Source organism: Desulfonatronovibrio magnus, assembly GCF_000934755.1.
Lineage (GTDB): Bacteria > Desulfobacterota > Desulfovibrionia > Desulfovibrionales > Desulfonatronovibrionaceae > Desulfonatronovibrio > Desulfonatronovibrio magnus.
Map to the genome: position 1 here is coordinate 1 of NZ_JYNP01000015.1, position 20,725 is coordinate 20,725.

Below are 20,725 nucleotides of genomic sequence, written 5' to 3' on the forward strand. Positions count from 1 at the left end.
AGGCTGAAGGCTGAAGGCTCAAGGCTGAAGGCTGAAGGCTGAAGGCTGAAGGCTGAAGAATTCGGATTGTGGACCTTATTGGTCTTGTCAATAAATAAAATTTTCTTGTTTTTTTCTATAGGATTGAAGCGGTAAGTTACTAATAAGCTCCTCACCCGGGCGGCCCGGGACCGAACCTGCGAGCAACTGAAAATGAGTCTCTTCTATGGACATTGGGACAGTCCCCGCAAGGAAACGTTAAAAAGTTTGATACTGCATTGGTTTCTGGCAAAAATCGGTTTTAATGAAAAAATTTACATAGCGAGGGACAGTCCCTGTGCCAAGCGCAAAGTTCCCATCTTTGACGGAAATTTCCTGGTAATTGTAAGTGAATCTTAAGGAAAAATCGTAAAAAACTGAAAATCATAACGGTTTGAAATAATTGACATAAAAATGCAGTTACTAATGAGGAAACAAGGTGCTTATATGCATACGGATAATCAACAAGCCAATGTGTTAATTGTTGAAGACGACAAAGAACTGGGCACGCTTCTTATGGAAGAAGTGCGCGACTATGGTATGGATTGCCAGTGGACAGGAAACGCTGAAGAGGCCCTGTCCATCATGTCCACAACAATCCCGGACATGGTGATTACAGACTTGAGATTGCCCGGCATGGACGGACTGGATCTGCTGCAGGTTGCTCAGCGTGATTTCGCGGACAATCTTCCTGATTTTTTAATCATAACTGCTTTTGGCACCATATCCAAAGCTGTGGAATGCCTCAAGGCAGGAGCTGAAGACTTTCTGACCAAGCCCTTAGATCTGGATCACTTCATAATCACTGTCAACCGCATTATGCGTCATCGAAACTTGAAAGCCCAGGTCAGCATGATCAAAAACATGCTTGATGATGACGGATTTCATGGCATTTTCGGCAAAAGCAGGAGTATGCGTCTTCTTTTTGATCAAATAAAGAGAGTGGCTGGTGCAGAAGGTCCGGTTCTGATAGTTGGAGAGTCAGGAACCGGCAAAGAGCTGGTTGCCAGGGCACTGCATAAGGAGAGTAATTTCAGCTCAGGTCCTTTCCTCGCAGTAAATTGTGCTGGTGTTCCTGAACACCTTCTGGAAAGCGAATTTTTTGGTCACCAGGCAGGAGCTTTTACCGGTGCCAACAAATCCAGATCCGGACTTTTTGCAGAAGCTCAAAACGGAACCCTGCTTCTGGATGAAATCTCTGAAATGCCCATTGTTTTACAGGCCAAGCTTTTGCGCACCCTGCAGGATGGCAAGATTCGCCCTGTAGGTGCAAACCAGGAACAAGAAACCAATGTTCGCATTCTTGCTGCCACCAACCGCGACCTGGAAAAAGAAATTGAAGAAGGCAAGTTCAGAGAGGATCTTTTCTTTCGTCTGGAGACCTTTACCCTGCGAGTCCCGCCTTTACGTGAGCGCGGCGAAGATCTTGCACTGCTTGCGGGCAAATTTCTGCAGACGTTTCAGGTCAAAACAGGCAAAAGTATAAAAGGTTTTGATGAAAAAGCTTTGAGTATGCTTGAAAAATACAACTACCCGGGTAATGTTCGGGAATTAAAAAATGCGGTGGAACGATCTGTAACTTTTTGTGACGGTCACATGATCAAGCCGGAACATTTGCCTGCCAGAATCAGGGAAGCCCATGTCCAGGCCAGCACATCACTACCGCAGCACGGCTTTATTCCGGTAAGTGAAGACGCCCCCCTGATGACTCTGGATCAAGTAGAACGACAATACATTGAACATGTGCTGAGCAGTGTGGACGGCAACAAACGCAAAGCCGCATCAATCCTCGGCATCGGCCGTCGTACACTCTACCGCAAGCTGGAGCAGACATAGGAATCAGAGGGAAGAAGTTAGAAGTCAGTGGACTCAATTACTAATCATTCACAAAAAACCTTAGCCGCAATATCCTCAGCAAGAGAGATCACTTCAAACGGTTTGTAGTTTTTCACCATTTCAACGGTTTTTGGGCAGGAGTCAGTCATCCAGAATTTAGTAAATCCATGATCAACAAATCTTTTCCATGACTGCTGCGGAAAAACACCATGGGTAACAAAAGCACTTACCTCTGAAGCTCCGGCCTTTTTCAGTGCTTCCTGACATCTCAGCAATGTGCCTCCGGTCATGACAAGGTCATCAACTATAATCACATGTTTACCGCGCGGATCACCCTCTTTAATGACTACCTTGCGGCAATCTTTATCCCTGATTTTCAAAGCCGTGATAATCGGATAGTTTTCAAACATTTTACCGAATCGTTTCAAAGATCCATCATCAGGAAATGCAATGGCTACATTTTTCAGAGCTCTGATTCTTTTCAGAAGCAGAGGAATTGCAGTTACCAGCCTGGGTATAACCTGGTCTGAAAAATAAAATCTTTCCTGGAGGGCATGAATATCATAAATCAATATCTCCACTGGCCCGGACATGGTGCCCGGAATTATGGACAGCATTCTGGCCAGTGTGGCTGCAGTGGCCACCTCTCCCTCCTCATCCACACGTTCCATGGTGCCGGTGGGAAAATAGGGCAGGACGACCTTGAGAGATTTAACTGCCAGCCTTGGCAGTTCATAAATGACTGACAATTGCCGGAAAATTTCATCAGAGCTCTCCAGACATGCAAGAAATACCACATGCCGGTTAGTTAGATTCAGGGCATCATTTATTTTCAGGTCTGGAAAACCATCTCTAAATCTGAGCCAGGATATATCACCCCGCAGAAATGAAGGGTTTGCCAGGCAAATGCTTCGAGCCAGATCATGGGAACATGGACTGGAAAATAATGTAATCATCGCATCTCCTTCATAAATAATGTTGACAACTCTCTTCATAACTATATATATAAGTTCATCTTTAACATCAAACACAAAAAACTATGCAGGAAGCAAGAGAAAAATTTTTTGATTATCTGGCCAGAAAAAAGCTGAAATCAACCACTCAGCGTGGAACTATCTTTGATGTTTTCTGGAGCGTTGAAGATCATGTCTCACCTGAAGAACTTTACGGCCTGGTCAAGAAAAAAGATCCTTCCATTGGGCAGGCCACAGTATACCGCACCCTGAAACTGCTGTCTGAATCAAAAATTGCTCGCGAGGTAGATTTTGGAGATGGTGTTACCAGGTATGAACCCTATTACGGGCAAAGCCATCATGACCATATTATCTGTCAAACATGTGACAAACGCCTCGAGGTTGTGGATGAACGTATAGAACAACTGCAGGAAGAACTGGCCAAAAAACATGACTTCACCCTGAACAGTCACAGTATGTATCTTTTCGGGCAATGCCGGGAGTGCAGGGAAAGTAAGCAGGCATAATAAAATAATTCTTGACATTTCCCTGCTTAAAGTGGTTGAAGGATTTCCTCTTCGTTTTTTTTTATGAGTGTCGACACGTTCGACATTTTTTTATGAGTCAATGTTGATATTGAAATTCAAAGCTCTAATCGCCAGGAAGGGAAAAATGAGTTGGATTCCACCAGTAATTGCAGCCTGGGAAAAATTAAGCAGTACATCTAAAACACTCACCTGGATGTACTCCAGGCCTTACAGAAAAGTCATTGAAAACGAGATCCATCTTGCTCGCATCACTGAGGAAGATGTGGTGCTCAATGTAGGCTGCGGAGCTGTACCATTTACAGCTCTATATATTGCCACAATCACAGGAGCCCGCGTTTATGCTATGGATATAGATAAAAAGGCAGTAAAGCTTGCTGAAAAGTGTGTCTCCAAAACAGACCTGTCCCATAAAGTGGATGTCTTACATGGAGACGGAGCCACGGGTTTTCAAGAGGATTTTTCAGTGGCAGTTATAGCTTTGCAGGCGGCTCCCAAAAATAATATTCTGGAGGCCATGATTTCATCAGGACAAGATGTCCGTCTGGTATTCAGGCTTCCAAGCCCTGCATACAGGGATCATTACGATAATCTTATAACAGATCACTATATTCAGGCTGCTACTTTGCAGCCCATGACCACATTTGATCGCTCTGTCCTGCTTGAAAGCAGTGAAGGGACCATCCAGCCACCTCATGTTCGGCCCGGGCACAGTCCTGTCATGGACAGGCCGGTTTCTTCCCGGCCATTGATTGCAGCTGAGATTTAAGAGAAAGAGAGAGCGAGAGATGTACAAGTTACTTTTATTTTCCGCAGGGATTATGGGCGTTACTGGACTGGCAGCTTTCTTCGGGCTTGACCAGGTAACTGATGCCCTGGGTTCACTGTCAATTATGGAGGTGGCCTTTCTGTTCAGCCTGCAGATTGTGACACTGCTTGCAGGGGCATGGATATGGCACTTCTTACTAAACAGAACAGGAGCGATAAATTTTGGCTCAGTGTTTCTGATTAACCAGTCTGCAAGTCTCATTGAGAGCCTTACACCTTCGGTCAAGTTCGGAGGAGAGGCTGCCAAAATATTTCTTTTCAGAAAATATACAGGAAGTTCTTACCACAAGCTTACCGGCATTATGATGGTGCAAAAGTTTTTGACCATGGCCCCCTTTATGTTGCTGTGCATAGTGCTGATACTCCCGGCACCAAACTACTTCCAACTGCCTGTCTACCTGTATTACGCTCTGGCGCTGCTTATCCTGTTTTGTATCCTGCTGGCGTACTTTTGCTGTTTAAAACCAGGTGCTGCCCTGAAAAGTAACTGCCCTGCCGGCACAGGTGCTGAAGACATTGACAAAAAATGCCCCGGGGTCAAAGACAACAGCTACTTAACCAGATCTCTGGACTTTTTCCGCAATGCCCGAACTTCAGCAGCCCAACTGCTTACCTGGAAGCAGATCACCTCAATATTTACAGTTTCACTTGGCATCTGGATTTTCTATCCAGTAAAAGTCTATTTTGCCTGTATGTTTCTCGGTTTTGATGTCCACCCGGTACTCATAGGACTTGCCACACTTTTTGCCTATATGCTCAGCATGGCCCCACTTTTGCCTGGCGGACTCGGCACTTACGAAGGCGGCATGGCCCTGTTTTTTACACTGGGCGGTCTGACTCCTGCAGAGGGGCTGGCCATAGCGCTTGTATCAAGACTTACAACTTTCTGGTTCCCCCTGATGCTGTCCGCAGGCTCCTGTATTCTGCTCATGCGCAGAAAAAACTTCCTGTTCGCCCAGACTGCATCACCTTAAATTAGATCAGATTAGACGAGAGTAAAAATGAAAACCGAAGCAAAAATTTCAAGCATGACTGACTGTTCAAAGAGCTATAGACCTTCCTCAACCAACTATAATTTTCAGCAATTTTTTTTATGGTCTGTACAGAAATTGGAGCTAATTGGTGCAAAAATACCAGTTTTTGGAAAAATTTATGCCTGGCTTTTCTACAAGTCCATGCTCTGCAAAGAAGCAAGACAGGCAGAACTTATGCCTGGCCAGAAAGTATTGCACATAGGCTGCGGGCCTTTGCCAATGACTGCGCTGTTTCTTGCAGATCTTGGGGCCAGAGTGGTTGCCATGGATATAGACCGTCATTCAGTCCAGCAGGCTAAGCTGGTAGTAAAAAAATTCGGACTGGAAAGAAACATAAACGTCTTGTGCGGCTCAGGTACGAAAGTTGACTGCTCTGGGTTTAATGCTGTCTGGATCTCACTGCATGTTCATCCCTTAGACAAAACCCTGATGCAGACATTTCAAACCATGGATCCGGGCTGCAGACTTATTTTTCGAACTGCAAGAGGCAACCTTGCCAGGTTTTATGAGGCACCAGGATATCACACAGTGGGCAACATTAACAGATACGAACTTATTCAGCCTCTTGGCAAAAAAAGTATTATTCTGCACAAAACTGATGCTGGCACTCCCCGCAGCAAAACTGAATTATGACGACTTGCACAGTGACTGCTCCCAACTGAATTTTCAGAAACGCGTAATGCTCCCTGCGGCTATCAATCTTAGACGCGTCCCGACGTAGCACTTCAGACAAGTCACTTGTAAAAAAAGACTTGACATTTCATCCAGGATATACTTTGATAACCACATTCAATGTCAAGCTAACCCCTTGGCTTTTTTTAAAACCAAACAGTGAAACTGAAAATCAATACTTCATTACATTAATCTGTTAGAACCCTTGAAAACCAATGGTCAAAACCCATACAGCATTCATAGAGCTGAACAGATAATATCATAATTAAGGAGCAGTAATAATGTTTAAACAGTGGTTTGGAAAAGGCAGCCCTGCAGAGTTGGACAAAACCGACCTTCTGGATAATCATCCCGTCAGAACACTTGACTGCCTGAACCCTGAAGAATTCGGCGAAATAGATCAGGTGCCCGGCGAGACTATGTTGGAGGCACTTGGCTTCAGACCTGGCAAAAGGGTATGCATGCGCTGCAGAACCAGATTCGGCGGTCCACTTGTCGCTGAAATAGAGGGCCGTCACACTGCCTTGTCTCGCTCCGTTGCCCGCCAGATACGACTCAGAAAGCACAGTGGTGAATGCATAGGGCATGAGTAAACAAAACCACGTTCTACTAATTGGCCCTCCCAATGTAGGTAAAAGTGTAATCTTCAATCAGCTGACAGGGCTCAATGTCAGTTGTGCCAACTATGCAGGAACTACTGTAGACTTTGTCGCCGGCAAAGCGCGCTTTGCCGGCATTGAAACCAACCTTGTAGATGTCCCCGGAACTTATACCTTAAGCGCCACCAACCAGGCAGAGCAGGTCGCTGTGGACATGCTCCGTGGAGAACGTAAGGAAGGATCTGGAGCTGGTTGCGCTCATTGCCAGGACGATACTGAAGTTTGCGCAGATGACCTTTCCTCAAGACCCTCAGCAGTAATATGCGTTGTAGACGCCAACAACCTGGAAAGCAGCCTGTACCTGCTGTTACAGGTTCTAGAATACAAGCTGCCTACAATTGTGGCCCTCAACCGGGTAGACCTTGCCCGTGACAAGAATATTGAAATTAATATTGACAGACTTTCGTCTCTTCTGGGTGTCCGGTTCGTTCCCATGGTGGCCATTGAAAAAAAAGGGTTCAACCTTCTGCAGGAAGCTGTAGCCAATACTCTCCACCATCCAGTTGAACCTCAAGTATCATGGACTCCGGGTCAGACAGACCTGTGGTCCAAAGCCGAAAAAATCACAAGAGAAGTCACCTCTCAACTCAAAGAAACAGTTCGATCCAAAAGAAAGATCTGGGGCGAAAAACTTATCCAGCCATGGCCTGGCCTGCCTCTGGCATTTGTTATCCTGATCATAGCCTTTGCCCTCATTGTCGGTATCGGTATGCAGCTGCGCCAACTGGTGCTGCTGCCCATTTTCAGAGGATTGATTATCCCTCAGATAGTGAGCGTGGTGGAGGCCCTTATAAATCCAGGTGTTATCCGCAATATTATGGTTGGGGAATACGGATTTCTGGTTAAAGGCATTGAATGGCCTTTTACACTTGTCATGCCTTATGTGCTGTCATTTTACGGAGTAATGGCTGTTCTGGAAGACAGCGGTTATCTGCCCCGCCTGGGTGTACTTTTAGATGGTCTTCTGAACAAAATCGGGCTTCAGGGCTCAAGCATTATTCCCTTGCTTCTCGGATATGGCTGCGGCATACCCGGCATTCTGGCTACCAGGGCTCTAAGTACAGGCAAGGAAAGAATAATGATTGCTACCATGATCTGCATGGCCATTCCCTGCATCTCCCAGACCGGAGCTTTTATCGCCATGCTGTCGGAAAGGTCTGTAACCGTGGTGGTGGCGGTTTTCACTGTTTCTTTCATGGCCCTTATTCTTGCGGGAATAATTATGGATCGCTTCATGCGCGGTCCACGCCCTTTGACCATTATTGAAATTCCAGAGCTCTTGCCGCCAAGGCTGGATGTTTTAAGCAAAAAAATCTGGGTAAGGCTCAAGAGGTATGTGACAGATGGCGCTCTGCCTATGGTTGTTGCTGTGGGTATAGCTGCTGTTCTTTATGAGACCGGGATAATGTCTGCTGTAGGCCAACTGCTCAGTCCATTGGTGGTTCACTGGCTCAGGCTGCCGGAAGAAGCCTCCATCCCCCTTGTATTGGGCATAATGCGCCGGGAGCTTGCTGTTCTTCCGCTGATTGAAATGCAATTGACAACCCTGCAGCTTTTTGTTGGTGCTGTGGTTGGTTTGTTTTACGTGCCCTGCATAGCCATTGTTGCCACCCTGGCCCGGGAATTCAACGTCAGAACAGCTTTTATCATGCTCATTTTCACCAGTTCTACAGCCTTTATTGTGGGCGGCCTCTTTGCCAGAATGACTTTTCTAACCAGAATCTTTGTTTAAATATATCTGTTCAGAGCATCTAAGTTTAAGTTACCTTTTGAAATAATTGACTGAAAATTATGGTCACTTGTAAGCTCCTCACCCCGGGGGACTGGGACCGAACTTGCGAGTAACTTGAAATAGCCTTAGCGCGTTTGAGATTGCCGCGCTCGAAGACTCGCTCGCAATGACACCTGAGCTGTCAGGGATGTGGTTGCTCAAAACCTGTCACCAACGAGGGAGCCTAAGCGACCGAAGCAATCTGTAAGGTAAAACCATAATACTCTGAATTTATTACTAATTTGGTTTTAATTAATTAGAAGACCGAAGGCCCCAAGTCCAAGGTCGCAAGTCTGATGTCTATGGGCAAAGATCTAAGAGGTCAAAGTATCGGAACTTCCCCACCTTGAACCTTACTCCTCTGCCCTTGCTTCTTGCACCTTGGACCTTGCTTCTTGTCCCTTGGCCCTTGGCCTTAAATGTATCGTATCTCTCCGGCTTAACGATCACTGCCTCAGGTAGGTTGCGGGCACAGCTTGCGTCAGAAAGTTCAGGCACCCCATACAATGATATTTCTGTTATTGAAAGTTTCTTCCCGCCTGAATATTTTCTCATCCCAGGAGACTGTTCTATCCCGGTTAAAGATAATAAGATGGGCTTCGTCTGCACCTGCACGGTCAGCATAGTCAACAGTCTGCTCTAAGCCCGTCTGGATAGTCTGTTCCAGATCTCCTCTTAAAATCTTAAGTTGAATTTCTGCCCAGTCCAGGCGGTGCAATGGATCAATATGATAGTGATCCCTGGGGACAGTGGGCCCGGCATTGTTGAATATACGCTCCATGATAAAAGTCTCCTTTAAATTATGATCAATGCCCCCGTCTGTCTGACATTTTTTACTTAAGTCCAAAATCATGAGTTTGCAAGCTTTGCATTGATTGAACCAGTTAACTGAAACACCTTCATCCAGACTTCGGCAACGTAAAGTATCACTTGTCAGGTTGTACTTCTTTGCCAGTCATTCAGCTCTGCAGCACAACCTATCTTGTGCCAGGCATCTATACGGCCTGAGGTCGGCAATAGTGCCTGTCCCAGGTGGCCGAGGCGACAATTGGCGTAAAGTGTCGCTGTAGAGCTAAAAACATTGACCTTGTGAAATTTTACATTTAAGAAGCAGACAAATGGTTCGCTCGCAGCACAGGGACTTGATGGCTTTAGACAAACTCACGTCTGAACGTGGTTCTGACAGGGTCTTCCCTTTAATCGTGTAATATGTAAACTGCGGGCTGGATCCATATATCCATAAACATTTACCAGATTTTAAATCAAGACAACAGAGGTGCTAAATGTCTCAACAATTCGGACCAGGAGATCCTATTAATCAGGACAGGCCCATCAGGCTTGAAGACATCGACCTGGGAAAAATCTACTTTTTTGTAAAGCTAACCCTTGCAGCCATAGTGCTCATGTTTGTTTGGATGGGCATAAGCTGGTGCCAGTCCTTCTATACTGACTGGCTCTGGTATCAGAGCTTAGGTTATGAATCAGTCCTAATAAAAGTCATAACTGCCAAGCTTGGACTTTTTTTCTTTGGAGTAGGACTGGTCCTGGCCATAGCAGTGCCCAACTTCTACTTTGCCTACAAAACCACTTCAAAACTTCGTCTTTTGAATCAAAGTGTACCTGCTCACCTGTATCAGACGGCAAGGAGACTACTGACATGGGGCGCCATGGGCGTGATAGCTCTTGCAGCTTTTTTTCTCGGCAGAGCACCTTCCATGGAATGGGAGATGATTCTCAAGTACATGAACCAGGTCTCTTTTGGAGAAAGTGACCCGGTATTTGGCAATGACTTTTCCTTTTTCATTTTTACTCTGCCTGCACTGGACTTTATGCGTTCATGGATGCTGGCCGTACTTATCGCCACTATAGTCATCGTTGGAGCCTATTATTACCTGAACAGCATTATCAGGGGCGAGCTTTTTTCTTTCAGCGGTCGAATTATGAAACACCTTGCAGGCCTTGGCGCTGTGGTGTTTGTTCTGGTGGCCTTAGGACACTGGCTTGGGAGATATGACCTTTTGTATTCGCATATGGGCGCAGTGTATGGAGTAGGCTATACTGATCAACACGTTCTTCTGCCCGGCCTGGCTCTTATGACTTTTGTGGCGCTGGCCTGTGCTGCAGCTATTGCGTATGGTGCCTATTCTGGTGGAAGCAAAATGATGCTCTGGACAGTGGGTGTATGGTTTGCCCTTAATTTTATCGTCACCAGTGTCGCTCCTGGACTTGTGCAAAGGTTAGTCGTTGAGCCCAGCGAACTTGCCCGGGAACGCTCTTTTCTGGCTGAAAACATATCTCATACCAGGAGTGCATTTGGACTTGAAAATATGAACACCCGGAGCCATCCCGCAAGAGGCGAGATGGACAGGGCTACCCTGGAAAACAATGCTGGCACAGTGGAAAACATCCGTCTCTGGGATGAAGGTCCTCTGCTGCAAAGCTATAACCAGATCCAGTTTTTCCGACTGTATTATGACTTTCTGGCAGTGCACACCGACAGGTATGTTGTAGATGACAGGCTGCGTCAGGTCATGCTTTCAACCCGTGAGCTTTCTGCTGACAAACTTCCTTCAGAAGCGCAACGCTGGGTTAACAGACATTTGCAGTTTACTCATGGTTACGGTGTAGCCATGACTCCTGTAACTGAGGTGGAGGAAGGCGGCAGGCCGGGTTTCTTTATAAGGGACCTTCCCCCTACGGGTGAGATTCCTCTCGAGCAACCGGAGATATACTATGGCCTCAAAAGCCTGAATTACTTAATTGTTCGGACCAGAATGGAGGAATTCAACTATCCTGGAGTAGATGGCCCCGTTTATACTCACTACCAGGGAGATGGAGGAGTAGAGCTCAGTTCACTATTTCGCAGACTGATGTATGCCTGGAAGTTCCGGGATATAAATATACTCATATCAGGCGAAATCACCTCGGAAAGCTTGATTCAGTACCGCAGGACAGTGCCTGAAAGATTTACCACCATCGCTCCTTTTCTGAAACGCGACAGAGAAGCCTATAGTGTAGTTGCTGATGGACGTCTGTTCTGGATACAGGATGCTTACACTACAACAAGACGCTACCCGTATTCTACTCCCTGGCAGGACGGTTTCAATTACATACGAAACAGTGTCAAAGCTGTAGTTGATGCCTACCATGGTACAATTGAGTATTATGTATCTGATCCTGATGATCCCATTATTCAGACCTACCAGGCTATTTTTCCCGATCTTTTCAAGCCTATGGAAGAAATGCCTGACTATCTGAGAGGGCATTTACGTTATCCTCTTGACATCTTCACAGTACAGACTCAAATGCTCCTGCAATATCACATGGAAGATCCTGTTGTATTCTATAACCAGGAAGACCAGTGGTCCATTCCTGTACAGCATTCCTTTGGAAGAACTGAAGCATTGAGGCCGTATTATATTGTAGCGCGCCTGCCTGGTGAAGAAAAGGAAGAATTTTTGCTGATTCAGCCCTTTACTCCCATTAACAGGCACAACCTTGTTGGCTGGATGGCAGCAAGGAGTGACGGCGATAACTATGGTGAACTGACCCTTTATCGCTTTCCTACAGGACGACACATTGATGGTCCCAATCAGGTTGAGGCGCGCATTGATAATGACGCGGTTATCTCGGAACAGTTTACTCTCTGGGGTCAGGTTGGCTCAGAAGTTTTTCGAGGGATTCTCCTGGTTATTCCAGTGGGAGATGCCCTGCTCTACGCTGAACCTGTCTTTCTCAAACCTGACAACCTTGACTTTCCGGAACTGAGAAGAATCATTCTTGCCGATTCAAGGCAGGTGGTCATGCATCAGACTCTGGATCAATCCATTGATGCACTGGTGGGAATTTTGCCTGCTGTGGCACCTGTTGTTGAAGAGGATGATCCTGTAGAACCTGTTACAACACGCATACTTCCTCAAATAACCAATGGAATCCAGGAAGGGCTCAGAGATGCCATTGACAAGCTGCAGGATGCCTTAAACGAACTTAAAAAATTGGTCAATTAACACCCTTGACCCTGACAGTCAGGGATATTATACATACTTGTATGTATTACTTAAAAATAATCAAGACGCTGCCATTGCTTAGAACCTTGCTTGCAAGTCTGGTGATGGCAGCGCTTATCTTTTCTGCAGGACCAATCCAAGCTCATCCTCACGTCTTTATTGAATCGAGTCTTGCGGTTGTATTCAATAAAAACGGAATAAAAGGAATTGAGCAGCAATGGACCTTTGATGAATTCTTCAGTTCCTGGGTTATAGATGAATATGACAAGAACAGGGACGGAAAGTTTTCACAGGAGGAAACTGATCATTTGTTCCAGGAAGCCTTTAAAAATCTTAAAAATTATGGCTACTGGACCAGAGTGTTTCAGGGTACCAATGAGCATCCAATAGAAAAAGTTGAAAACTTTACGGTCAGTGTCAGTGACAATATGGTCACCTATTCCTTTTTTATGCCTCTTGACTTGAAACTTTCCCGACAATCAGGTCAAAATGAAGTGTTCATCGCAGTTTATGATGAAGATTTCTACTGCCAGATTTTCTTTCCTCCTCGAGTGGTTGAATTAAACGGTGCTGTTGATGAATGGTCGATTGAACAGGATACAGTAGAAATGGAAGATCTGACTTACTATTTCGGTTTTGTAACTCCTGTTGCTGTCAGACTGTCAATAAATCCCTTATGAAATACTTTTTTCTTCTGCTGCTTTTCCTTACCTGCTGTCCTCAATACTCCCTGGCTCAAAACCCTTTTCAAGGTGCCGCACCAGCTGAAAGAGAAACAAGGGATGACTCATTCTCTGTCAGTGATCTAATGCCTGAATGGATCCAGAAGCAGGGCAGAAAAGCCATGGTCAAGATTATTGCATGGCAGGCCCAGATCCGGCAGAAGGCTGGTGTTTATGCCAGGGATATCCGGGAAAACCCATGGGGTGCGTCATTCTGGTCCTTTATTGGGCTGGCCTTTGCTTACGGAGTAATCCATGCTTTGGGTCCAGGGCATGGCAAGGTTTTTGTCAGCACATATTTTTTAAGTACAAAAGCCAAGCTGCGTCAGGGTCTGCTTATGGGCGGTCTCATGAGCTTTCTTCATGTCTTGTCTGCAGTAGCCTTAGTATTAATATTTTATTTTGTGACTCAATCCGGATCACTTAGTTCTGTGGATGAGGCAGAAAAACAAATGCAGAAAATCAGCTCTGCACTGATTTTTTTTATTGGATTGTTTCTGGCATGGAAATCTATCCGGGCGATTTCAGGCAGGGCTGAAAGCTGCAAGTGCAGCGAGGCAAGTGCCGATAACAAGGGCATGCTTTCGTTATGTCTTGCAGTTGGAATGATTCCTTGTCCTGGTGCTGCTTTGATTTTATTTTTTGCCATAAGCTTAGATATCTTTAACGCGGGTCTGATCGCCATGCTTTTTCTTGCCGCAGGTCTGGCCCTGACAACTATATCATTTGCCCTGGCTTCAATTTTTGCACGCAATATACTGGCCAGGGCTGCTACTAATGTTACCATCAGCCCCAGACTATTTCATGTACCTGCACTTGCGGGTGCCTTGATTATATCATTCCTTGGAGCTACATTGTACTTTAGTCCGGGCTTTTGACTTACTTACAAGTAACCAGAATCATATTGGCAATAAAATCAAATACTTACAAATTTCAGTATATTTGCTCTTGTTCCCAGGCTCCAGCCTGGGAACACCTCTTTTTTGTGGCTCCAGCCACATTTTGAAGAAGCGGCTGGAGCCGCAAGAACTAAACGCCTCCAGGCTGGAGCCTGGGAACGAGTGGTGTAAGTTACTCACAGGTTCGGTCCTGGTCCGCCCGGGTGAGGAGCTTCTAAGTAACTACATTTTTATGTCAATGATTTCAAATTGTTATGATTTTCATTTTTTTACGATTTTTGCTTATGATTGATGCACATTTGCCTGAAAAATTCCGTCAAAGATGAGAGCTTTACGCCAGGCACAGCTTCCTGCCCGGAGGCTTACAGCCCGGAGGGGGACTGTCCCTCGCTATGTAAATTTCATCATTAAAGCAAATTTCTTCCAAGAACCAATGCAGCATCAATCTTTTTTATAGTACCTCGCGGGGACTGTCCCAATTTCCAAATATGGGACTGTTCTTTAATGTGGAGGCGGCTTCCAGCCGCCTGGAATTAAATAGCCTGCAGGATGCAGGCTCCACTTTAAAGACAGTTTCTCACAGGTTCGGTCCCGGTCCGCCCGGGTGGGGAGCTTCTTAGATACTTATACGTTAAAGAAATAATTATGCACGACATTAAATCATTCATCTCTCAAAAAGACATTTTTGCCAGGCATTGCAGCATTGAACTGCTTGAAGTATTACCGGGAACTGCCAGGGTCAGCATGACTGTTGAACAGGAACACCTTAACGGTCTTGAAATGGCCCACGGAGGTGCATTGTTCACCCTTGCAGACCTGGCGTTTGCAGCTGCTGCCAACTCAAGAGAGGAAACAGCAGTTGGGGTTAATGCATCCATAAATTATATACGCCCGGCAGTTAAAGGTGATGTACTCACTGCTAGTGCCAGAGAAATCTACTCCAACCGCAAACTGGCAGGATATCAGATAGAAATTCACAACCAGGATAATGAGCTTGTGGCTGTACTGCAGTCAACAGCCTACAAGCTTACTAAATCGTAATAGTTTAGACACTGATTATCGCCTGGGGACCGTTTTCTAAGTAACTTCTAAAAAAACTGGCCCCCGCATCGAGTCCGTGGTGCCGGTTAAAGCAAAATGTAGCTTATTACCATCATTCCGGCGAAAGCCGGAATCCAGGTTTTGCTGGATGTAAGTTACTCACAGGTCAGGTCCCGGTCCGCCAGGCTGAAGACCTTCTAATTAACTATTCAGAAATGTGTAATGCTTCAGCCAAAAGGATAAACACCATGTCCATCAGACAGATTGCCCTTGAACTATACAGCCTTGAAAAAAAGTTAGAGCGCCTGAAAAAAGATTTTGCTGAAGCGTCAGGGGATGAATCTCAGGCCATCCAGCACGAAATCAATGAAACCACCATGGAACGTAATCGCATAAAGGCCATGCTTGAGGCCAAGAAAAAGGGCTGATCAAACTTTTTAACTTTTCATTGCGAGGACTGTCTCAATTTCCAGCTATGGGACAGTTCTTCAAGGTGGAGGCGGCTTCCAGCCGCCTGTAATTTAATAGCCTGCAGGCTCCAGGCTCCACCTCAAAACCTGACGACACTTTTTTCTTGCCCATGAAGCCTCTTGATGATAATTTTACAAAATTATGTTTGACATCACACAAATACTCCGGGAACTGGCCATTGTAGCAGTTCCGCTTCTTGCAGGCATAACACTGCACGAAGTAGCCCATGGCTATGTCGCTTACAGGTTTGGAGACCCGACTGCCAAAAACGCAGGCCGTCTAACACTTAACCCCCTTAAGCATCTGGATCCCATGGGCACCATCGTTCTGGTGGTTACCAGGATGATAGGCTGGGCTAAACCTGTGCCCATCAATCCTTCCTACTTTGAAAATCCCAGGAAGGGCATTTTCTGGGTATCACTGGCTGGGCCCATGGCAAACTTTGGTCTGGCTGTCATCTTTTACCTGCTTTTTGATATATTCAGATTTATGCAGGGTGTTATGAGCGCAGGCTACGCAGATGCCTTTCTGGGGCCGGCCATGCTCATATGTTTTTATGGCATACTCATCAATATTATACTGGGTATATTCAACCTTTTTCCCATCCCCCCGCTGGACGGGAGTAAAATGCTGGCAACATTTCTTCCAGGAAGGCTGGCCAGTCAATACATGAGCTTAGAAAAGTATGGATTTATAATTCTCATCCTGCTGATTTTTCTCGGTGTTTTTCGAGGACTTTTCAGTCATGTTGCACAATTTGTCTATAAACTGGTACTTTGACGGATTGTACTATAGTTTTCAATTGCATGCAGGCATTAGTAAATAATTTCATACCAAGCTCGAAACTCTTCTTATAAATTCTAAATTTTTGCGACCTTAAGCTAAAATTGAATCTTTTGATCTGTCATTCAGTGATCATAGCCAGGGAGCAGTGAAATCGGAGATTAACCATATGAGTCAGGAAACTCGCGTTGTATCAGGCATGAGGCCTACAGGGCCACTTCATCTCGGGCATTTTTTTGGAGTGCTTCGCAACTGGGTCGATTTTCAAAAAGACTATTCATGCTATTACTTTGTAGCGGACTGGCATGCCCTGACCAGCGAATATGCAGAACCGCACAAGATAAAGAGTTTTGTTGGAGAATTGGTCAAGGACTGGTATGCTGCCGGTCTCGATCCTGAAAAATGCGTAATTTTCCAGCAGTCTCAGATCAAGGATCATGCTGAGCTGAACCTTTTGCTCAGCATGATTACCCCACTGGGATGGTTAGAGCGAAACCCCACTTATAAAGAAGTAAAGCAGGAACTGGTCAGCAAGGATTTGAACACATTCGGATTTTTAGGATACCCTGTACTGCAGACTGCTGACATCCTTTTATACCGCCCGCAATTTGTTCCTGTAGGCCATGATCAACTACCACATCTTGAACTGTCCAGGGAAATAGCACGCAGATTCAACTATCTTTATGGCGATTTTTTTCCTGAACCCCAGGCCAAGCTTACTGAAACTTCCAAGTTACCTGGCCTTGATGGCCGCAAAATGAGCAAAAGCTACGGCAACTGTCTTTATATGGGGGAAGAAATGGATTCAGTCCGCCCCAAGGTCATGTCCATGCTTACAGACACCAATCGCATGCGCAAATCTGATCCTGGAAACCCTGACATCTGCAACATGTATCCCTATCATCAGCTGATGACTCCCAAAGAAAAACGCGATGAGATAAGGGAAAATTGCACTCAGGCCAAATGGGGATGTGTTGACTGTAAAAAGTTGCTGCTGATCCATCTTGAAGAATTTCTCGGCCCACTACAACAAAGAAGAAGAGAACTCCATGATCGACCAGACCTTATCCAGGATATTCTTGCAGCAGGAAATCAGCGTGCTGCCGAAGAAGCAGGTAAAACCATGGATCTTGTTCGCAGGAAGCTGAATTTTGATTTTTAGGGACTGCTGCTCATTCTTCGCACATCATCATTACTTTGTTTTGCGTGCAGCAATGGAGGAGTTTTATGACTCAGACTGCTTTCGTAATCGACCTTTATGACAGCCTTATTGAGGCCAAGGACGATCGCACCAGAGCCAGAATTATTGCCAATGCTTTTGAAAGCTTAGAAGACCGATATCCGGAACTCAAAGATATGGCAACTGCCAGCGGGGTTCGCCAGTCAGAACTGCGCCTGCAGAAGGAAATTCAACTAATTAAGTCAGATCTGATTAAAGATATTGAGAAGATCAGGGCTGACCTGTCAATTGAAATCGCACAGTCTAATGCACAAGTGAGAAAAGAAATTGAGCAGCTTAGAACTGATCTGATTAAAGATATTGAACTGTCTAAAACAGAGTTGAGAAAAGATATTGAGCAGGTCAGACTGCAAGTCGAAGAAGTAAAAGCAGAACTGAAAAAGGATATTGAGCAGGTCAGACTGCGAGTCGAAGAAGTAAAAGCAGAACTGAAAAAGGATATTGAGCAGGTCAGACTGCGAGTCGAAGAAGTAAAAGCAGATCTGAAAAAGGATATTGCACAGGTCAGACTGCAAGTCGAAGAAGTAAAAGCGGAACTGAAAAAGGATATTGAGCAGGTCAGAGCAGATCTCTCAAAAGATATTGAGAAAGTCAGAGCTGATCTCTCAAAAGATATCGAAAAGGTCAGAACTGATCTCTCAAAAGATATTGAGCAGGTCAGAGCTGATCTCTCAAAAGATATTGAGCAGGTCAGAGCTGATCTCTCAAAAGAAATCGAAAAGGTCAGAACTGATCTTTCAAAAGATATCGAGCAGCTCAGAACTGATCTTTCAAAAGATATTGAGCAGGTCAGACTGCGGGTGGAAGAAGTAAAAGTTGAGCTTACAAAAGAAATCTATCTGGGAAATCAAAAAGTTTTGCGCTGGACCACAGGTCTTATTTTTGCCCAATTGGTAACAATAATATCAGTTATCTTAGCCACTTCTTTATGATAATACCCACTACGCAGTTTTTCAAAGATCTTTGAGGCAAGTGGTCCCGCAAGAACCAGTCTCCGTTCCACATCCAAAGGTCTAACGCGGATTGTACCCGCAACCCAAATTAAACAAGCAACGTTAAGTTGTGGCTATAACTGGACTTTTCACGCTGAAGGCTGAAGGCTGAAGGCTGAAGAATAAGGTTCCTTGGCATTATTGCTCTTTCAAGGATAAAAAACTTTCTTGTTTTTTGCTACAGGAATAAAGCGGTAAGTTACTAAGCTTTTTCCGCGACCCTGCACGGAAAAAGTGGCCCCTTCGGGGCAAAAGAGACTACCCACGGAATACTCGGAAAAACACTGAATAAAGAAAAGAGACATTTTCCGTGTCCTTCCGTGTGTTCCGTGGGCAAAACCTCTTGGCTTTCTTTGAAAATGAAACAACATGTTTGTTTGAAATTTCCGCTAAGCGCCTAAACTATTACCAGATTATTTATTTCCTGATTTGGGATGGGCCTTGTCATAGACACTGGTTACCTCATCTAAATTTAAGTGTGTGTAACGCTGGGTCGTAGAGATTCGGCTGTGCCCCAGAAGTTCCTGCACACTCCTGAGATCAGCACCGCTTTGAAGCATATGGGTTGCATAGCTGTGCCTGAGTCCGTGGGGACTGATTCTCTCCGGAAGTGCGGCTTCTCCGGCCAGCTTGTCAATAATTCGCGCCGCTTCTCTTCTATTTAGCCTCTTGCCTCGAAGCCCCAGAAACAGCGCCTGTTCTCTCGGATCAGGGTTAAATGCACTTCGTTGCCTAATATATTGCCTGACTCTTTCAACTGCCGCTTCAGTCATGGGTGTAAGACGTTCTTTCCTTCCCTTGCCCAGCACCCTGACCATACCTCTGGACTGATCAACATCATCCATATTTAGACCAACGGCCTCACTGACCCGCAGTCCTGAACCATAAAGCATTTCAGCGAGTGCTATATCTCTCAGCCAGCGTGGTGATGGATCGCCTTCAGCATCCATAAGATTAATTGCCTGGTCTACATTAAGAAAACTCGGCTGCGGTCTGTCTTGTTTGGGGTTGGAGATACCCTGGCATGGATTGTCACTAATCTTTTTATACTTTAGGAGGAAAACAAAAAAGGACCGCAACGAAGACAGTTTCCGTGCCATGGATGACTTGGACTGTTTTGATTTGTGCAGGCTGGTTAAAAACCCATGGATATCTTTGCGCACAACTTCATGCGGCTTGTCGCAAGTTTTGCCCTTTTCCTTAAGAAATTGTTCAAACTGACTCAGATCACTGCCATATGCTGAAACAGTGGCGGTGGAATATCCCTTTTCAATATCTAAATGAGCCAGAAAGGCTTGAATTTCTTCAGGAAGATTTTCTACGGTCCAGGACATATGCGCTTCCAGGGCTTTTCTTGGCTACTTTCTTGAGGTTCATGGCAATTTCTGAAGCCTGACCGTAGTGGTTCAGCTCTCCGTCAATGTTAAAGACCACTGCGATTGAAACGCTCATCATAGGAAAATCCTGAATACTTCCTTTCCTGTCAGTGGATCTGATAAACCCCCGCTCCCGATCCTCGGGATCATAAAAGTTTGGAACTATGCCGTCAAAATTACGAATAAGTATCTGGCAAACGTTTTCAGCCTGATCCGGAGGCACAATAAACACAAAGTCGTCACCACCAATATGCCCTACAAAAGACTCCATGCCGGCAAAGGCCCTGATGGTGTTCACAATGATTCTTGCAGTCATCATGAGGATCTCATCACCTCGCGAAAAGCCATACTTATCGTTGTAAGACTTAAAATTATCAAGATCTGCATAAGCCAGTGCAAAATTCTGCTTCCTGTCCATCATATCCTGTATTTTCTGGATAATTGAAGTATTTCCAGGTAATTTGGTCAATGGACTGGCATCCAACTCCCATGCTGCTCTTGCCAGGACCAGGTCTAAACGGATTCTGGTCTGCTGACGATCAAGGGGCTTCATAAGAAAATCATCAACTTCTATCTGGGTCAGATTAAGCTCAGATGTTAAGTCATCAATATCTAAGCAAATAATCACCGGCACCTGACGGTAGACATTTTCACTTTTGAAAATACGGATAAGTTCCATCCCCCCCATATCCTGAAGTTTATTGTCAACTATGAGCAAATCAGGAGGATTGTTGAAAATCAACTCAATGGCCCCTCTACCCCTCTCAAAAACAGTCCATTGAGCCTGAGTGTAGATATCCTTGAAGTTTTGATACAGATCTGCATCATCTGATATGAGAAAAAAGTGTTTTTCTTTATTCATTTGTAACTGTTCACCA

General features: G+C 45.2%; 19 protein-coding genes. 15 read left to right on the forward strand and 4 right to left on the reverse strand.

The annotated features are described in order from the left end of the window. Nucleotides 1–465: 465 nt before the first annotated feature. Nucleotides 466–1,854 (forward strand): sigma-54-dependent transcriptional regulator, encoded by a 1,389-nt coding sequence (locus LZ23_RS00985; RefSeq protein ID WP_045210816.1) that lies wholly within the window; start codon nt 466–468, stop codon nt 1,852–1,854. Nucleotides 1,855–1,898: 44 nt separating this feature from the next. Here the strand turns inward: LZ23_RS00985 and prs are convergent, their stop codons facing one another. Beyond that, nucleotides 1,899–2,810: a ribose-phosphate diphosphokinase gene (gene prs, locus LZ23_RS00990; protein ID WP_045210818.1), complete on the reverse strand. Its 912-nt coding sequence runs from the start codon at nt 2,808–2,810 to the stop codon at nt 1,899–1,901. Between the two features lie 83 nt (nt 2,811–2,893). On the opposite strand from prs, the gene LZ23_RS00995 reads away from it, so the two are divergent. From LZ23_RS00995 to LZ23_RS01020, 6 genes are all read left to right on the forward strand, one after another. Beyond that, nucleotides 2,894–3,334 carry a Fur family transcriptional regulator gene (locus tag LZ23_RS00995; RefSeq protein ID WP_045210820.1) on the forward strand — a complete coding sequence of 147 codons (441 nt, stop codon included), beginning with the start codon at nt 2,894–2,896 and terminating at the stop codon, nt 3,332–3,334. A gap of 145 nt (nt 3,335–3,479) precedes the next feature. Further along, the gene (locus tag LZ23_RS01000) at nt 3,480–4,121 is read left to right on the forward strand and encodes a methyltransferase domain-containing protein (protein ID WP_045210822.1); all 642 of its coding nucleotides are present in this window, start codon (nt 3,480–3,482) and stop codon (nt 4,119–4,121) included. 19 nt (nt 4,122–4,140) lie between these two features. Next, nucleotides 4,141–5,154 carry a lysylphosphatidylglycerol synthase transmembrane domain-containing protein gene (locus tag LZ23_RS01005; RefSeq protein WP_045210823.1) on the forward strand — a complete coding sequence of 338 codons (1,014 nt, stop codon included), beginning with the start codon at nt 4,141–4,143 and terminating at the stop codon, nt 5,152–5,154. A 27-nt stretch (nt 5,155–5,181) separates the two neighbouring features. Beyond that, on the forward strand, nt 5,182–5,847 hold the full coding sequence (locus LZ23_RS01010; RefSeq protein ID WP_045210825.1) for a class I SAM-dependent methyltransferase: 666 nt from the start codon (nt 5,182–5,184) through the stop codon (nt 5,845–5,847). Between the two features lie 320 nt (nt 5,848–6,167). Next, nucleotides 6,168–6,479 (forward strand): FeoA family protein, encoded by a 312-nt coding sequence (locus LZ23_RS01015; protein WP_045210827.1) that lies wholly within the window; start codon nt 6,168–6,170, stop codon nt 6,477–6,479. Next, on the forward strand, nt 6,472–8,277 hold the full coding sequence (locus LZ23_RS01020; protein WP_045210830.1) for a ferrous iron transporter B: 1,806 nt from the start codon (nt 6,472–6,474) through the stop codon (nt 8,275–8,277). Before LZ23_RS01015 ends, LZ23_RS01020 begins: the two co-directional genes overlap by 8 nt. A gap of 529 nt (nt 8,278–8,806) precedes the next feature. On the opposite strand, the gene LZ23_RS23850 is transcribed toward LZ23_RS01020, so the two are convergent. Next, nucleotides 8,807–9,097, reverse strand: coding sequence for a hypothetical protein (locus LZ23_RS23850; protein WP_232300337.1), 291 nt, complete (start codon nt 9,095–9,097; stop codon nt 8,807–8,809). Between the two features lie 502 nt (nt 9,098–9,599). On the opposite strand from LZ23_RS23850, the gene LZ23_RS01030 reads away from it, so the two are divergent. The 8 genes from LZ23_RS01030 (at nt 9,600) to LZ23_RS24480 (ending at nt 18,411) form a co-directional block, all read left to right on the forward strand. Continuing rightward, the gene (locus LZ23_RS01030; RefSeq protein WP_052507004.1) at nt 9,600–12,323 is read left to right on the forward strand and encodes a UPF0182 family membrane protein; all 2,724 of its coding nucleotides are present in this window, start codon (nt 9,600–9,602) and stop codon (nt 12,321–12,323) included. A 41-nt stretch (nt 12,324–12,364) separates the two neighbouring features. Beyond that, nucleotides 12,365–13,003, forward strand: coding sequence for a DUF1007 family protein (locus LZ23_RS01035; RefSeq protein ID WP_052507005.1), 639 nt, complete (start codon nt 12,365–12,367; stop codon nt 13,001–13,003). Further along, a complete protein-coding gene (locus LZ23_RS01040) occupies nt 13,000–13,923 on the forward strand; it encodes a nickel/cobalt transporter (RefSeq protein ID WP_052507006.1) in 924 nt (307 codons plus the stop codon). The genes LZ23_RS01035 and LZ23_RS01040 overlap by 4 nt, the downstream gene beginning before the upstream one ends. A 666-nt stretch (nt 13,924–14,589) precedes the next feature. Next, complete coding sequence (locus LZ23_RS01045) at nt 14,590–14,985, forward strand: PaaI family thioesterase (protein ID WP_045210833.1); 396 nt, start codon at nt 14,590–14,592, stop codon at nt 14,983–14,985. 248 nt (nt 14,986–15,233) lie between these two features. Further along, complete coding sequence (locus tag LZ23_RS01050) at nt 15,234–15,413, forward strand: hypothetical protein (protein WP_045210835.1); 180 nt, start codon at nt 15,234–15,236, stop codon at nt 15,411–15,413. Nucleotides 15,414–15,597: 184 nt separating this feature from the next. Continuing rightward, nucleotides 15,598–16,236, forward strand: a complete 639-nt coding sequence (locus tag LZ23_RS01055) for a site-2 protease family protein (protein ID WP_045210837.1) — start codon at nt 15,598–15,600, stop codon at nt 16,234–16,236. Nucleotides 16,237–16,408: 172 nt separating this feature from the next. Further along, nucleotides 16,409–17,401 carry a tryptophan--tRNA ligase gene (gene trpS, locus LZ23_RS01060; RefSeq protein WP_045210838.1) on the forward strand — a complete coding sequence of 331 codons (993 nt, stop codon included), beginning with the start codon at nt 16,409–16,411 and terminating at the stop codon, nt 17,399–17,401. Nucleotides 17,402–17,466: 65 nt separating this feature from the next. Then, nucleotides 17,467–18,411, forward strand: a complete 945-nt coding sequence (locus tag LZ23_RS24480; protein WP_198145871.1) for a hypothetical protein — start codon at nt 17,467–17,469, stop codon at nt 18,409–18,411. Nucleotides 18,412–18,884: 473 nt separating this feature from the next. Here LZ23_RS24480 and LZ23_RS01075 read toward each other — a convergent pair whose 3' ends face one another. Next, entirely contained in the window at nt 18,885–19,805 is a 921-nt protein-coding gene (locus LZ23_RS01075) for a tyrosine recombinase XerC (RefSeq protein ID WP_045210840.1), read from the reverse strand. Then, nucleotides 19,777–20,709, reverse strand: a complete 933-nt coding sequence (locus LZ23_RS01080) for a GGDEF domain-containing protein (RefSeq protein ID WP_045210841.1) — start codon at nt 20,707–20,709, stop codon at nt 19,777–19,779. The genes LZ23_RS01075 and LZ23_RS01080 overlap by 29 nt, the downstream gene beginning before the upstream one ends. Between the last annotated feature and the right edge of the window lie 16 nt (nt 20,710–20,725).

Excerpts from the sequence above, each read along its gene's own strand:
- LZ23_RS00985 (WP_045210816.1), top strand. The coding sequence starts at position 466 with ATGCATACGGATAATCAACAAGCCAATGTGTTAATTGTTGAAGACGAC.
- prs (WP_045210818.1), bottom strand. The coding sequence starts at position 2,810 with ATGATTACATTATTTTCCAGTCCATGTTCCCATGATCTGGCTCGAAGC.
- LZ23_RS00995 (WP_045210820.1), top strand. The coding sequence starts at position 2,894 with ATGCAGGAAGCAAGAGAAAAATTTTTTGATTATCTGGCCAGAAAAAAG.
- LZ23_RS01000 (WP_045210822.1), top strand. The coding sequence starts at position 3,480 with ATGAGTTGGATTCCACCAGTAATTGCAGCCTGGGAAAAATTAAGCAGT.
- LZ23_RS01005 (WP_045210823.1), top strand. The coding sequence starts at position 4,141 with ATGTACAAGTTACTTTTATTTTCCGCAGGGATTATGGGCGTTACTGGA.
- LZ23_RS01010 (WP_045210825.1), top strand. The coding sequence starts at position 5,182 with ATGAAAACCGAAGCAAAAATTTCAAGCATGACTGACTGTTCAAAGAGC.
- LZ23_RS01015 (WP_045210827.1), top strand. The coding sequence starts at position 6,168 with ATGTTTAAACAGTGGTTTGGAAAAGGCAGCCCTGCAGAGTTGGACAAA.
- LZ23_RS01020 (WP_045210830.1), top strand. The coding sequence starts at position 6,472 with ATGAGTAAACAAAACCACGTTCTACTAATTGGCCCTCCCAATGTAGGT.
- LZ23_RS23850 (WP_232300337.1), bottom strand. The coding sequence starts at position 9,097 with ATGGAGCGTATATTCAACAATGCCGGGCCCACTGTCCCCAGGGATCAC.
- LZ23_RS01030 (WP_052507004.1), top strand. The coding sequence starts at position 9,600 with ATGTCTCAACAATTCGGACCAGGAGATCCTATTAATCAGGACAGGCCC.
- LZ23_RS01035 (WP_052507005.1), top strand. The coding sequence starts at position 12,365 with ATGTATTACTTAAAAATAATCAAGACGCTGCCATTGCTTAGAACCTTG.
- LZ23_RS01040 (WP_052507006.1), top strand. The coding sequence starts at position 13,000 with ATGAAATACTTTTTTCTTCTGCTGCTTTTCCTTACCTGCTGTCCTCAA.
- LZ23_RS01045 (WP_045210833.1), top strand. The coding sequence starts at position 14,590 with ATGCACGACATTAAATCATTCATCTCTCAAAAAGACATTTTTGCCAGG.
- LZ23_RS01050 (WP_045210835.1), top strand. The coding sequence starts at position 15,234 with ATGTCCATCAGACAGATTGCCCTTGAACTATACAGCCTTGAAAAAAAG.
- LZ23_RS01055 (WP_045210837.1), top strand. The coding sequence starts at position 15,598 with ATGTTTGACATCACACAAATACTCCGGGAACTGGCCATTGTAGCAGTT.
- trpS (WP_045210838.1), top strand. The coding sequence starts at position 16,409 with ATGAGTCAGGAAACTCGCGTTGTATCAGGCATGAGGCCTACAGGGCCA.
- LZ23_RS24480 (WP_198145871.1), top strand. The coding sequence starts at position 17,467 with ATGACTCAGACTGCTTTCGTAATCGACCTTTATGACAGCCTTATTGAG.
- LZ23_RS01075 (WP_045210840.1), bottom strand. The coding sequence starts at position 19,805 with ATGTCCTGGACCGTAGAAAATCTTCCTGAAGAAATTCAAGCCTTTCTG.
- LZ23_RS01080 (WP_045210841.1), bottom strand. The coding sequence starts at position 20,709 with ATGAATAAAGAAAAACACTTTTTTCTCATATCAGATGATGCAGATCTG.